Below are 13,712 nucleotides of genomic sequence, written 5' to 3'. Positions count from 1 at the left end.
CGGCGACTCGACAATATCGTTGCCAGTGGCCACGAAGTGCTGGTCGGTGATGCCGCAGGCGTGGACAAATGCGTGCAGCAGTATTTCGCCAAACGCCAGTACGCCGCTGTCACGGTGTACTGCACCGGTGACACGCCTCGCCACAATCTTGGTGCATGGCCACTCGTGGCTGTCTGCCCACCCGCCAATGCCAAGGGCCGCGCGTTCTACACTGCCAAGGACCTGGAAATGGCAGAAGCCGCCGATTTCGGCCTGATGATTTGGGACGGCAAAAGCCCCGGCACCCTGAGCAATGTCTTCGAACTGCTGGACAGAGCCCGAAAGTCGGTGGTTTACCGCCAGGCGACGGGATTGTTCTGCAACGTCCATGGCCTGGACGACCTGCAGGCACTCATCGCCCAGATGGACGAGTCGGCACGCCTGGAGGCCGACAAGAAGGTTGGCTTGTCCAGGCGGATCGAGCGGCTCTCAAGGAAGGCCGAAGACCCGGCAGTCATTCGCCAGCAGATCGATGAACACCTTGCGGCCATCGCCCGTCACCAGCGCCGGGTAGCCGAGTTGCAGGCGATGCTGGACGCGGCATCCACCGGCGCCGACCTGTTCTCCTGACCGCGACCGGCCAGGCGCCGGTTGCCTCTGGAGTCTTTGAACATTCAGCAAGCACACGACTCAATACAGGATTGACGCCCTTTTCGGACATCCGTACGATTTATTCGTACGCCCGTACGAAACCTTTCCAACGAGTCTGTACCATGCCCGACAACTACCGCCTGGCCCGCTACGCCTTGTATCTGCTGTTTCTGCTCCCTGGCCTGACCCTCGCCAGCTGGGTCACCCGCACCCCTGCCCTGCGCGACGGCCTGTCGGCCTCCACCGAACAGATGGGGATGATCCTGTTCGGATTTTCAGCCGGAGCGATGTGCGGGATTCTCAGTGCCGGACGCCTGATCGCCCGCTTTGGTGCACACCGGATGATGCGCACCGGCCTGCTCGGGCTGTCCGCAGGCATGCTGGTGCTGGCCGGCAGCAGCGAGTTGAACAGTGCCTGGTGCGCCTTTGCCGGGCTGTTCATCTACGGCATCGGCATGGGTTGGGCGGATATCGCAGTGAACATCGAAGGTGCAGCCGTGGAGCGGGAAATCGATGCACCGATCATGACTACCCTGCACGGTTTCTTCAGCCTCGGCACCCTGGTGGGCGCGCTGGCCGGCATGGGCATGACCGCGCTGCAGGTGCCCCTGGACCTGCATCTGATCGTCGCCGCACTGCTTTCGGCCGTGGTGACCCTGGCCCTTGCCCCTCACGCCCCTCGGGCCAGTGAAGGAGCAGCGAATCAACCGACAACGCAGACAGCCGAGTTTGCCTGGGGCGCCCTGCTCAGCGACCGACGCCTGTTGCTGATCGGCTTCGTGGTGCTGGCCATGGCGCTGGCCGAGGGTGCAGCCAATGACTGGCTGCCGCTGCTGATGATCGACGGCCACGGATTCGCAGAAACCACCGGCACGCTGATCTACCTGGTATTCACCCTGGGCATGACCCTGGGTCGATTCGCCGGTGCGCCGGTGGTGCGCCGCTTTGGCCGGACGCTCACCTTGCGCGCCAGCGCACTGCTTGGCGCAGCCAGCCTGGCATTGGTGGTGTTCTGCGACGTGCAGTGGATCGCCGCAGCCGCCGTGATGCTCTGGGGCATTGGCGCATCGCTGGGTTTTCCCCTGGCGATCTCGGCAGCCGGGGAAAGTGGTGCTCACAGCGATCAACGCGTCAGGCTGGCAGCAACGGCAGGTTACCTGGCGTTTCTGGTCGGCCCGCCCCTGCTGGGCTTTATCGGCGAACATCATGGCTTGCGCCTGGCGATGCTGCCGGTCCTGACACTGGTGGCCCTGGCGTTCGTCGTGGCGTCGGCGCTGCGCGAGCAAGCCGCTTTGCCTGTCGATACCTGCGAAAAGACCGGTTGAGGGGCTATCTTGAGGGGCTATCGCCGCGCCGCCAGCAAGCCAAGCCCTGCGCATCCCAGCAACGATGCGCTGATCCGGTTGAACAGCCGCCGTGGCCGCGGCTGGTTGAACCAGCGCTGCAGGTAGGCACCCAGCGCCGCATAGATCGCGATCGCCGCCCATTCCAGCAACAGGAACCACAACCCCAGCCACAGGAACTGCTCGCTCACCGGGGTGGTACTGCCGACCGACACGAACTGCGGCAGGAAGGCGGTGAATATGAGGATCGCTTTCGGGTTGCCCGCCGCCACCCAGAACTCCTGGCGTGCCAGGCTCCAGGTGCCGCGCGACTGCCCGCCGGCATGGGCCACCTCTGCCACGGGCGCCCGCCACAATTGCCAGGCGATATAGAACAGGTAGCCCGCGCCCATGAGCTTGATGCTCAGGAACAGGTATTCGCTGGTATGTAGCACCACCGCCAGCCCCATCGCCGCCAAGGTGATCATGCCGCTGAAGGCGAGGATACGCCCGCCCCCTGCCAGGCAGGCAGTGCGCAAGCCGTGGCGGCTGGCGTTGTGCAGCGACAGTAGGTTGTTAGGCCCCGGCGCCATGTTCAGGGCGAAACAGGCGGGGATGAACAGCAGCAGGCTCGACAGGTCCATTTTTTTCTCCATGCGGACCCGGGTAGCCTTACCCCCTGGCGCCATGGGGTCAAGCACAGTGGAGCAGTCATTCGCCGGCACAGTGAGTGCGGGGCTGCCACGCAGCCCCTGCCCGCCTCAGATCCTGCCTCGTGCCTTCAGCCCCGGGATGGTGGTGGCCGCGATCTCGACCTGCGGCTTGTCCCACCCGGTACTGGCCGCCAGGCCCGCCAACGTGGGCTGGCGGAACAAGGTACGTGCGTCGGCCTGCAACCCCGCCTGGCGCATGCGCGCCACCAGATTCACCGCCAGCAGTGAATGCCCGCCCAGTTCAAAGAAGTTGTCGTCCCGCCCAACCTGCTCGACCTTCAGCACCTCGCTCCAGATCTGCGCCAGGGTCTGCTCCAGTGCGTTGCGTGGCGCCGTGTAGACGCGGCTGATCACCGATTCCGCTCCAGGCTCAGGCAGCACCTTGCGGTCGATCTTGCCGTTGGGGCTGAGCGGCATGTCGGCCAGGGCGACGAAGGCCGAGGGCACCATGTACTCCGGCAGCCGCGCCAGCAGGTGGCTGCGCAACGTATCCAGTGCCGGGGCGGGTTGCCCCTCCCGGCAGGTGAAGTAGGCGACCAGACGCTCGTCGCGCACCAATACCACGCTCTGGCCCACAGCGGGATGCCCGGCCAGCAGGGCCTCGATCTCACCCAGCTCTACGCGCAGACCACGCAGTTTGACCTGGAAGTCGTTGCGCCCGAGGAACTCCAGCTCGCCATCCTCGCGGTAGCGCACCAGGTCCCCGGTGCGGTACAGCCGATCGCCCTCGACGAACGGGCTGTCGATGAAGCGCTCGGCCTGCAGCACCGGCAACCCCAGGTAGCCGCGTGCCACACCGACGCCGCCGATGTGCAACTCACCTGCCACGCCGAGTGGCACCGGCCGATCATGGGCATCCAGCACGTAGAGCCGGGTGTTGGCGATCGCCCGGCCGATCGGCGGTGGCGTGCTCGGCAGCGGTTGATCCGGTTCGAGCGTCCAGGCCGTGCTGTCGACCGTAGCCTCGGTGGGCCCATAAACGTTGTGCAAGCGCACCTGCGGCAGGCGCTGGCGCAAGCTGGCAGTCAGCGTCAAGGTCAACTCCCCCCCGCCACAGAAGATGTCGGTCAGGCTCGTACAGCGTTCGACGCCCGGCTGCTCGAGAAACTGGTGCAACAATGCCGGGACGAACTTGATCGTGGTGACCTGGCGAGCCTGGACCAGCTGGACCAGGTAAGCCGGATCGCGATGACCGTCAGGGCGGGCCAGCACCAGGCGCAAGCCTGCGCACAACGGCCAGAACAACTCCCAGACCGAACCGTCGAAGCTGAACGGCGCACGCTGCAACAGCGCATCGCCCGGACGCGGCGGGCAGATGGTCGAGCCCCAGTGCATGAGGTTGCCCAGCCCGCGGTGCTCGATCATCACGCCCTTGGGCATGCCGGTCGAGCCGGAGGTGTACATCACGTAGGCAAGGTTCGAAGGCGTCAGTGTCGGCACCTGAGGGGCCTGGGCAGGCTGCGCTTGCCAGACACCCTGATCGAGATCCACCAGCGGCACCGCCAACGGATCGAACAGGCCACGTGTGGCCCCGTGGACCAGCACTGCCAGCGGTGTACTGTCCTCGACCATGTAGCGCAGGCGTTCATCCGGGTAACCAGGATCCAGCGGCACGTAGGCACCGCCGGCCTTGAGCACGCCCAGCAGCCCGACCAGCAGCGACAGGCCGCGCTCGATGCAGACGCCGACTCGCGTGTCAGGCTGTACGCCCAGGGCCACCAGGTGATGGGCCAGGCGGTTGGCCTGCTCGTCGAGTTCACGGTAGCTCAGCGTCGCCTCGTCGGTCTGCAGCGCCACGGCATCGGGCGTGCGCAGCACCTGGGCCTGGAACAGCGCCGGCAGGGTCTTGTGCATCAATTCATGGGGCTCCTCGGTGGCATTGAAGTCGTGCAGCAGCCGGTGCAGCTCGTTCTCCGGCACACTGCACAACTGCTCGATCGGTGCCGAACCACCCTGCTCCAGCGCCTCGGCCAGCCCCTCGAGGGTACGTTCGAGATAGGCCAGCACACGCGCTGCACCCAATGCTCGCGGCGCACGAACGCTCAGGTGCAAGGCCTCACCCTGATCATCCACCGACAGCACTAGCGCATGGCTGTGTACTTCGCTGGCCTCCAACAAGCGAGCCCCTGGCAACGTCGATTGTTCGGCCGCCAGCCCATGGCGGAAATTGATCAGGCTATTGAACAGCGGCACACCCGCTGGCAGCCCACTGCAACGCTGGGCCAGCAGCAAGGGTGCGTCTTCATGGCCCAACAGCCCGGCAAGGCCGGCATGGGTGTCGGCCAGCGCCTGCGCCACGCTGCGCCCCGCCAGGCTCACCCGCAGGGGCAAGCTGTTGATGAACATGCCCAACGCTCGGTCGGCCCCCTCACCCGCCATCATCCGCCCCAGCAACACGCTGCCGAACACCACGTCGTCACGACCGCCCAGTGCCCCCAGCACCTGCGCCCAAGCCAGGTGGAACAGGCTGGCCAGCCCGACATCCTGCTGCCTGGCCAGGCGGCGCAAGGCCTCGGTCAGCACCAGCGGAGCCTCATGCGCGAGGCTCTCCAGCGCGTCCGCCTGCACCTGGTCCTCTACTATCCCCGGCAACGTCGGCGGTGCCTCGACACCTGCCAGCAATGCCCGCAGGAACACCTCGTGCCCTTGCTGCCGCACCTCGGCGCCGCTGAGCGCGACGTAGTTGCGATAAGGCACAGGCGCCGGCAGCGCATGCCCCTGATCGCTCATCAAGGCCCGAAGCTCGCCGAGCAACACCTGCACCGACACCGCATCGTTGACCAGATGGTGGAAGCGCAACAACCCCAGCCAACGACCGTGCTCACGGTCTTCAGCCCCCGCCAGCGCCATCATCGGCGCATGACGCAGGTCCAGCGGGCGCTGGGCCGCTGAGTAATGTGCAGACAACTCCTGCGCCGTGTCGCCCGGCCCGATCCGCAACACCTCGACGGGCAGTTGCGCCTGACGCCAGACCACTTGCTGCGGTTGCTCGAGCCCTTCCCAAGCCAGGCTGGTGCGCAGGATGTCGTGACGCTCGACCACCTGCTGCAACGCGTGAGCAAATGCCTCGAACGCCGTGCGGTCGGTAAAGGCGAACAGCGCCTGTTGCTGATAAGGGTCATGGCTGTCGCGCAGGTGGTGATAAAGCAGCCCCTGCTGCAATGGCGCCAAGGGGTAGATTTCCTGCACATTGCCTGCGCCACCCGGTATGCCCGCGACAATGGCGTCGATCTCGCCCTGGGTCAGCGAAGCCAGGCTGAGCAGCGCCGGTGTGATATGGGTGCAGTCAGCGGGTACGCGGTTATCCTCCACCTGCGCGAGCAGACGCTGGCTGGCGGCGGCCAGGCTTGCCAGGGTCGGCTGGCCGAACAGCACCTGCACGTCAGCCTGCAGGCCCTGCTGGCGCATGCGTTCGACCAGTTGCACCGCCAGCAACGAATGGCCACCCAACTCGAAGAAGTGGTCGTGACGGCCAATGCGCTGCACACCCAGCAGTTCGCTCCAGAGCGCAGCCAGGCGAACCTCCACGTCGCCGCGAGGCGCTTCATGGGCGCGACGTACCGATGCGGTTTCATCCAGCGCCGGCAAGGCGCGACGGTCGAGCTTGCCGTTGGCGGTCAACGGCCAGTGCTCGATGCGTTGGTAGCCGGCTGGCAGCAAGGCCACCGGCAGAAGCCCGCGCAGGTGCTCATGCAGGTCGCCGGGGGTAACCGCATCGCCAATGAACCAGGCTTGCAGTTGCCCATCGCGCAGCAGCACCACCGCTTCGCGCACCTGCGGGTGACGGGTCAGCGCAGCCTCGATCTCACCGAGTTCGACGCGTACACCGCGAATCTTCACCTGATCGTCATTGCGCCCCAGGTACTCCAGGGTGCCGTCGGCAAGCCAGCGCACGCGGTCGCCGGTGCGGTACATCCGGGCACCGACCTCTTCACTGAACGGGTCGTCGAGGAAACGCTCGGCGGTCATCTGCGGGCGATTAAGGTAGCCGCGGGCGACCCCCAGGCCTGCTACATAGAGTTCGCCCGGGATACCGACCGGCAATGGCTTGAGCTGCGCATCGAGCACATACAGCCGGGTATTGGCCACAGGCGTGCCGATATGCAGCGCACCACCCGCCGTCACCCGCCCGGAGCTGGCGACCACCGTGGCTTCGGTAGGGCCGTAGTTGTTGATGACCGCATACGCCCGCTCACGCGACAGGCTGCGCAGCCGATCCCCCCCCACCAGCAGGGTACGCAGGGTCGGGTGATCGTGCTGGGTGAACGCGTGTTCGGCCACCGGGGTTGGCAGGAAACTGACCTGCAGTGGCTGGGCACGCCACCAGCGCAGCAGGTTGTCGATATCTTCGCCACCGTCGCTGCTGGGCGCCAGGTGCAGCGTCGCCCCCGCACACAAGGCTGGCCAGACCTCCCAGGCCATGGCATCGAAACCAAAGCCGGCCAGGCTCGACGTGTGCCCGCCGACGCCCAGGTCAAAGGCCTCGCAATGCCAATCGACCAGGTTGGCCAGCATGCGGTGTTCGACCATCACCCCCTTGGGTTGGCCAGTGGAGCCTGAGGTGTAGATCACATAGACCAGGCTCTCGGGCCCAAGCCCCGCCACGCGAGGGTTGTCCACAATGGTCGTGGCTGCCGGGCAGGCGTCGAGTTCGATCAGCGGCAGCTCATGGCGCGGCAGACGCGCCAGCAGGTCCTGTTGTGTCAGCAGTACCACGGGCGCGCTGTCTTCAAGCAGATATGCGATGCGCTCGCGCGGATGCGCCGGGTCGATCGGTACGTAGGCTGCCCCCGCCTTGAGTATCGCCAGCAGGCCCACAAGGGTATCCAGGCCACGGCGGGCAACCACTGCCACGCGCTGCTCGGGCCTCACACCTCGTTCGATCAGACGCAGGGCCAGAGCATTTGCCCGCTGATTCAGCTCGCCATAGCTCAGGCTGCGCCCTTCGTGCACAGCGGCAATGGCGTCGGGCATCAGCGCCGCGTGGGCCTCGATCCGGCGGTGCACGACCGGCTCGCCAACGGCGCGCCCCGTCGCATTCCACGCCTGCATCTGGCGATGCTCGGCAGGTGTCGGCAGGTCGAAATCGGCAACCGCCAACGCCGGTGTCGCCAAGCCTTGGTCGAGCATATGCAGCAGCCGCTGCGCCAACGCCTCGGCCTCCTCGCTTGCCAGCCAGGCGCGGTGATGCACCAGATGCAACCACGCCTTGTCATTATGGCGATTGCTGCGCAGGTGGATGGCCAAGGGCGTGGATTCGTGGCTGTTGGAGACCTTCACCGTGTGGGCGCTGGCCTCGCCGTAGCGGTAGTCGTGATCGTCCTGCTCGTAGGAGACCGACACCTCGAACAATTGCCCGCGTTCCTCGCGCAACAGGCCAAGCGCTCGGTTCAGCTCGCTCACGGCCAGTCGCTGATGGCGAAAATCCCGGCGCAGGGTATCGCGTATCGCAACCACCAGTTCGGCGAAGCTCAGTGTCGGGGCAAACGCCAGGGGCACCGCACTGACCTGCACGAAGGTCCCCAGCGTGGCCTTGAAACGTGCACCGCCACGATTGAGCAGCGGCAGCCCCACCACCCAGTCCTCGCGTTGTGCGCTGCGGGAGAACAGCACATGCAGTGCAGCCAGCAGGACATGGAACGCCGAGGCCTGGTGAGCCTCGGCCAGGCGCTTCATGCGCCCATGCAACGCATCGGGAAACGCCTGAACCCAGGTGCGCGAAGGTGCTTCATCGGTGGCTCGACGGTAATGGTGACGCGCTGCCAGCAGCGGCTCCGGCACACTGGCGAAGCGCTTGAGCCAATATGCGCGATCGCGGGCCTGGCGCATCGAGCCCTGGTACTGGCGGTCTTCGTCGATGAAGTCGGCATAACCGACCTGGGCCCGTGGCGCCTCGCCACCCTCGAGCAGCGCCGTGTAATGCTCGCCCAGTGCCTTGAGCATCTGCCCGAAACCCCAGCCGTCGAGGATCAGGTGGTGGGCCTGGGTTGCCAGCCAATGACGTTCGGGGCCCAGGCGAATCAGGGCGAAACGCAGCAGTGCCGTGCCGTCGAAGCGATACCCCTGGCCCATTTGCGCCTGAATCAATGCCGTGGCCGCGGCTGCCGGGTCGGCTTCAGTCGACAGGTCCAGCACAGGCAACGCCAACGTGGCATGCTCGGCGAAGCGCTGCATCGGCAGGCCGTCGGCACCTGCACCTGGCAGCAGCTCGGTGCGCAACACCGGGTTGGCCGCCACCAGTTGCTGCAACGCGTGATGCAGGGTGTCCGGCCGCAGCTCGCCCGTGAGTTCGACATAGCCGCCGATGGTATAGAGCGGAGAATCGCCTTTGCTCAACTGGTCGAGCCAGATGTCCCGTTGAGCACTGGTCAGGGGGTAGGTATCGGCGGCAGGCATGGGCTGGGAGGGTCCTTCTCCGTTGATCGTCCGCGGATTCAAGCACCGCTTCCGTAACCTGTATGGCCCCGGAAACCCGGACAGTCGTCCGCGCGTCCACGGTCGCTGATTTTTATGTAGGAAATCAGCTACATATCAGCCCCTTCTATAGCCTACCCGCCGCGCCAGCCGTGGCAAACGTGGTGGCAACAGCGGCTTTCTGACGTCAATTTGCCGACTAATACAGACAGATCTGCCTTCAACCTGTCCGATTCATCCCCCCATTTTGTCCGAATCGATGCCATTTTCTGTCCCCGGTTTCCACTACAGACGCAGGCGCCGGGCCCGGGCTTGAATAGCGCACCCTCGACCGGCCAAGGCGTGAGCCCATTCGCCACCCGCCCGCGCAGCACCCGACTCAAGGATGAACAGGACATGAAGCTGACCCGCAGCCTCGAACATCACCACGACGCGCGCCTCTACCTGCAACTGGGAGAACTGATCGCCAGCACCGGCGAGATTCATTTTGCCGAGCGCATGCTCCAATTGGTCGACAGCCTCGTGCCGATTCACCGGCTCGACCTGAGCGAGTGGACCCTGGATGCCCGACAGACCGGCGTCACCCGGGTCAAGGTGCTGGGCGGCGCAGGGCTGGCCCAGGAGTTTCCTCCGCCTGATCAGCCCAATCACCCGCTGTTGCAGAACATTCTGCAGATGAAGGATCCCCTGCTCATTCAGGTCAGGGCGCCGCATGTCACCGGCAACCCGCAACCCAGCGCGCACCAGTGCAACCTGGTGTCATGCAATGGCGACCGCCGTTGGGTCATCTGCTTCCATCGCCCGCCCAGCCAGACAGCCTTTTCCCTCGGCGAACTGTCGCTGCTCAAGCGCCTCTCCGACACCCTGTTGCCCTTGCTCGAACACCATGCACAACACCCGGTGCACGGCCAGGGCGAAGGCGCGGCGATGCCCGATGCGTTGCGCCACGGCTTCGGCGAGCGCCTGGCCCAGGAAGCGGTGCAACTGTCGAGTCGCGAGCAGGAAGTCTGCCTGGGGCTGCTCACCGGCGGCACCGTGCCGGAAATGGCCCAACGCCTGAACGTGAAGAACAGCTCAGTGGAAACCTACCTCAAACGCGCCACCGCCAAGCTTGGCGTCAGTGGCCGCCACGGCCTGGCCAGATGGATGGCCGGTGCCTGACCCCAGAGAACCCGCGATGCCCAAATACTCTGCTGCCTTGTTGGCGGTGTTGCTGACCGGCTGCACCCTGGCCCCCGACTATCAACGCCCCGCCCTGCCTGTCGCCCCTGAATTTCCCTTGGGGGAGACCACCCAGGCCGACATGACGCACGGCCATCAGCACGACGACTGGCACGAAGTGTTCCAGGATCCGTTGCTACGCCAATTGATCGATAACGCATTGCTCAACAACCGCGATCTGCGCGTCGCAGCGCTCAACGTCGAAGCCTATCGCGCGCAGTTTCGTATCCAGCGCTCGGAGTTGCTGCCCAAGGTGTCCGCCGACGCCAAGGGCCAGCGTCAGTACCTGCCGAGGCGCATGACCGGAACCGGTGAAGGCGCCATTACCCAGACCTACGCCGCCACGCTCGGGGTGAGCGCTTATGAGCTTGACCTGTTCGGCCGCCTGCGCAGCCTGAGCGACAAGGCCTTGCTGACCTACCTCGCCAGCGAACAGGCCCGACGCAGTGTGCAACTGGGGTTGGTGGCCAGCGTGGCCAGCAGCTACATGACCTGGCGTGCCGACCTGGAACTGCTCGAACTGTCACGCCAGACCCTGATCGCCGACCAGGAAAGCCTGCGCCTGACCCAAGGTCAGCGCCGCGCCGGCACTGCGTCGGCATTGCAGCAGATCCAGGCGCAGACCAGCGTCGACACCGCCCGTGCTGCAGTAGCGCGCTACCAGCGCCAGGTTGCCCAGGATATCAACCAGCTGACCCTGCTGGTCGGCGCGCCCCTCGATGAGCGCACGCCCAGCTTGCCGCTGGCCTCGCCACAGATCGTCGGTTTGCCAGCCGGCCTGCCCTCGGCACTGCTGCAGCGTCGCCCGGACATCCTCGAAGCCGAACACCAGTTGCGCGCCGCCAATGCCGACATCGGTGCTGCACGGGCGGCATTCTTCCCCAGTATCAGCCTGACCGCCAACGCTGGCAGCAGCAGTCGCGAGTTGTCCGGGCTGTTCGACGGCGGCACCGGAACCTGGTTGTTCCAGCCGCAGATCAACCTGCCACTGTTCACCGCCGGCAGCCTGCGGGCCAGCCTGGACTATGCACGCCTGCAAAAGGAAATCGAGGTCGCCCGCTACGAGAAATCGATTCAGGGCGCGTTCCAGGAGGTGTCTGACGGTCTGGCCGCGCGCGCCACGTATGAGCGGCAACTGGTGGCCCAACGCGACCTGGTGGCCTCTACACAGCGTTACTACGACCTGGCCCGCAACCGCTACCGCATTGGCGTGGACAGCAGCCTGACCTTTCTCGACGCCCAGCGCTCGCTGTTCAGCGCCCAGCAGGGGTTGATCAACGACCGGCTGGCGCAACTGCTGGCAGAGGTGAACCTCTATGCCGCGCTGGGCGGGGGCTGGAAAGACGCACAGTGAAGGCCGGCAATGGCAGGCCGTGCTTTGGCGCCTGCCACCGCGTTCAGTTCAGGTCGGCAAGGGCCTGCGCCGCATACGCGTGAGAGCGCAGGCGCGCCAACGGGTCATGGATCCGGCAATCGATCATCAACTCATCGGCGCCAGTCTGTTCGATCAGTGCGCGCAACCCATCCCTCACCCGCTGCGGTCCGCCGACTATGGTACAGGCCATCACCTGCTCCAGCACCGCTCGTTCATGGCCCGGCAAACCCTGGACATAACCTTCCTGCGGCAAGGGCAGCAGGCCATGACGTCCGACATGCAGATCGAGCATCCATTTGCGGTGCGAGCTGGCGAGGTAATCGGCTTCGGCATCGCTGGCTGCAGCGAACAGATTCATGCCCACCATGACGTAGGGCTTGGCCAGTTGCGCCGAGGGTTGGAAGTTCGCGCGGTAATGGGCGATGGCCTGCAACAGGTAGCGCGGGGCGAAATGAGAGGCGAAGGCATAAGGCAAGCCGAGCCGGGCCGCAAGGTCGGCACCGAACAGGCTGGAGCCCAATATCCACACCGGCACCTCGTGCTTGCCCGGCACCCCGCGCACCGATCGCTGGCCGTTGTCGGCCAGGTAGTCGCGCAGCTCGGCAATATCCTGGCCAAAGTCACGCTCGGGCGCGACGCCGCGCAACGCACGTACGGTCGGCCCGGAACTGCCTGGGGCACGTCCCAGCCCCAGGTCGATGCGCCCCGGATGCAAGGTATCAAGCGTACCGAACTGCTCGGCAACCACCAGCGGGGCATGATTGGGCAGCATGATGCCACCGGCACCCACGCGAATATGCCGCGTGGCATTGGCGATCTCGTTGATTACCAGCGCGGTGGCGGCAGAGCCGATGCCGGGCATGTCATGGTGTTCGGCGATCCAGTATCGAGCGTAACCGTGCTGCTCGACGTGACGTGCCAGTTGGCGGGATTCCTCGATCGCATCGGCCAGGGTCTTGCCCTCGCCGATCATGACCAGGTCCAGGACAGACAACGCAGTCATGGCGTCTCCATAAGTCGTGACGGGTATGACTGCACAGTGTCCCGGGCCACGCCTGAGCGATAAACCGCAAGGCGGGCCCTACACCCGGTCCCTCCATTCCCCAATCAGTGTTCCCACGGCACTCCGTGCTCCCACCGGGCGACCAGCAGGTCGATGAAGCCTCGCACCCGCGGCGACAAGTGGCGCTTGCTGGGGTAGACGATACGAATCGGGTCGGCCGGCGGCCGGAAACCTGCGAGCACTTCGACCAGCGTTCCGGCGCGCAAGTCGTTGCCGGTGATGTAGGTGGGTAGATGGATAAGCCCGAAACCGGCGCGGGCGCCATCGAGCATGGCCTCGGAGCTGTCGATGTTCAAGCGCCCGGGCTCTTCGCACAGGTGCAGCCCTTCATCGGTGTGGAAACGCCAGGGGCTGGCCTTCTCGCCCGCCAGAAAAGCAATCTTGTCGTGCCCATAGAGGTCTGCCGGCACCTGGGGCACACCATGGCGCTGCAGGTACTCGGGCGCAGCGCAGGTGACGAACTGCTGCCACGCCACGGTACGCGTCAGCAGTTGCGAGTCCTCCTTGGGCGCACCGATGCGCACGGCAACGTCCACCCCCTCCTCCACCAGATCGACGAAACGGTCAGTGAAGCGAATATCGGCGCGCAGTTCCGGCCATTGCTTGAGGTAGACATCCAGGATCGGCAGCACGTGACGCTGGCCGAACGACAGCGGCGCCGTCAGGCGCAGGGTGCCTGTCGGTCGTCCGCGGCGCTGGGCCATGGTGGTCTCGACTTCGTCCAGGTCTTCGAGGATCTGCCGCCAGCGTTCGAACGCCACTTGGCCTTCATCGGTCAGGCTCAGTTTGCGCGTGGTGCGGTTGAGCAGGCGTACCGCCATGCGCGATTCGAGGCGTGCGATGCTCTTGCCCACCGCCGAGCGGGTCAGGCCCAGGCTCGCGGCGGCTGCAGTGAAGCTGCCGGCCTTCACGGCACTGACGAAGGCTGCGATGTCGCCGAAGCGGTTGGGTTCCATGGGACTGTTCCTGGATAT

8 protein-coding genes are annotated in these 13,712 nt (G+C 65.6%); 4 read left to right on the top strand and 4 right to left on the bottom strand.

Annotated features, from left to right (window positions below; genetic code table 11):
• Both HU729_RS09345 and HU729_RS09340 read left to right on the top strand, forming a co-directional pair.
• A partial coding sequence (locus HU729_RS09345; protein ID WP_186709687.1) for a hypothetical protein occupies positions 1-609 on the top strand: 609 nt, incomplete at its 5' end.
• 143 nt (positions 610-752) lie between these two features.
• The gene (locus HU729_RS09340) at positions 753-1,955 is read left to right on the top strand and encodes an MFS transporter (RefSeq protein WP_186709685.1); all 1,203 of its coding nucleotides are present in this window, start codon (positions 753-755) and stop codon (positions 1,953-1,955) included.
• Between the two features lie 17 nt (positions 1,956-1,972).
• On the opposite strand, the gene HU729_RS09335 is transcribed toward HU729_RS09340, so the two are convergent.
• Both HU729_RS09335 and HU729_RS09330 read right to left on the bottom strand, forming a co-directional pair.
• Positions 1,973-2,596, bottom strand: a complete 624-nt coding sequence (locus HU729_RS09335; protein ID WP_186709683.1) for a LysE family translocator — start codon at positions 2,594-2,596, stop codon at positions 1,973-1,975.
• 117 nt (positions 2,597-2,713) lie between these two features.
• Positions 2,714-9,061 (bottom strand): non-ribosomal peptide synthetase, encoded by a 6,348-nt coding sequence (locus tag HU729_RS09330; protein ID WP_186709681.1) that lies wholly within the window; start codon positions 9,059-9,061, stop codon positions 2,714-2,716.
• A gap of 414 nt (positions 9,062-9,475) precedes the next feature.
• On the opposite strand from HU729_RS09330, the gene HU729_RS09325 reads away from it, so the two are divergent.
• Together HU729_RS09325 and HU729_RS09320 are read left to right on the top strand one after the other, a co-directional pair.
• Positions 9,476-10,240, top strand: a complete 765-nt coding sequence (locus HU729_RS09325) for a helix-turn-helix transcriptional regulator (RefSeq protein ID WP_186709689.1) — start codon at positions 9,476-9,478, stop codon at positions 10,238-10,240.
• A 16-nt stretch (positions 10,241-10,256) separates the two neighbouring features.
• Positions 10,257-11,654: an efflux transporter outer membrane subunit gene (locus tag HU729_RS09320; protein WP_186709675.1), complete on the top strand. Its 1,398-nt coding sequence runs from the start codon at positions 10,257-10,259 to the stop codon at positions 11,652-11,654.
• A gap of 43 nt (positions 11,655-11,697) precedes the next feature.
• On the opposite strand, the gene HU729_RS09315 is transcribed toward HU729_RS09320, so the two are convergent.
• Both HU729_RS09315 and HU729_RS09310 read right to left on the bottom strand, forming a co-directional pair.
• Positions 11,698-12,678: an LLM class flavin-dependent oxidoreductase gene (locus HU729_RS09315; RefSeq protein ID WP_186709674.1), complete on the bottom strand. Its 981-nt coding sequence runs from the start codon at positions 12,676-12,678 to the stop codon at positions 11,698-11,700.
• A 104-nt stretch (positions 12,679-12,782) separates the two neighbouring features.
• Entirely contained in the window at positions 12,783-13,694 is a 912-nt protein-coding gene (locus HU729_RS09310; protein WP_186665023.1) for a LysR family transcriptional regulator, read from the bottom strand.
• Positions 13,695-13,712 lie beyond the last annotated feature (18 nt).

Source organism: Pseudomonas sp. RW10S2 (genome assembly GCF_014268985.1).
Classification (GTDB): Bacteria; Pseudomonadota; Gammaproteobacteria; order Pseudomonadales; family Pseudomonadaceae; genus Aquipseudomonas; species Aquipseudomonas wayambapalatensis.
The sequence above is the reverse complement of the archived record's forward strand: the minus strand, read 5'-3'. Positions and strand labels throughout refer to the sequence as shown.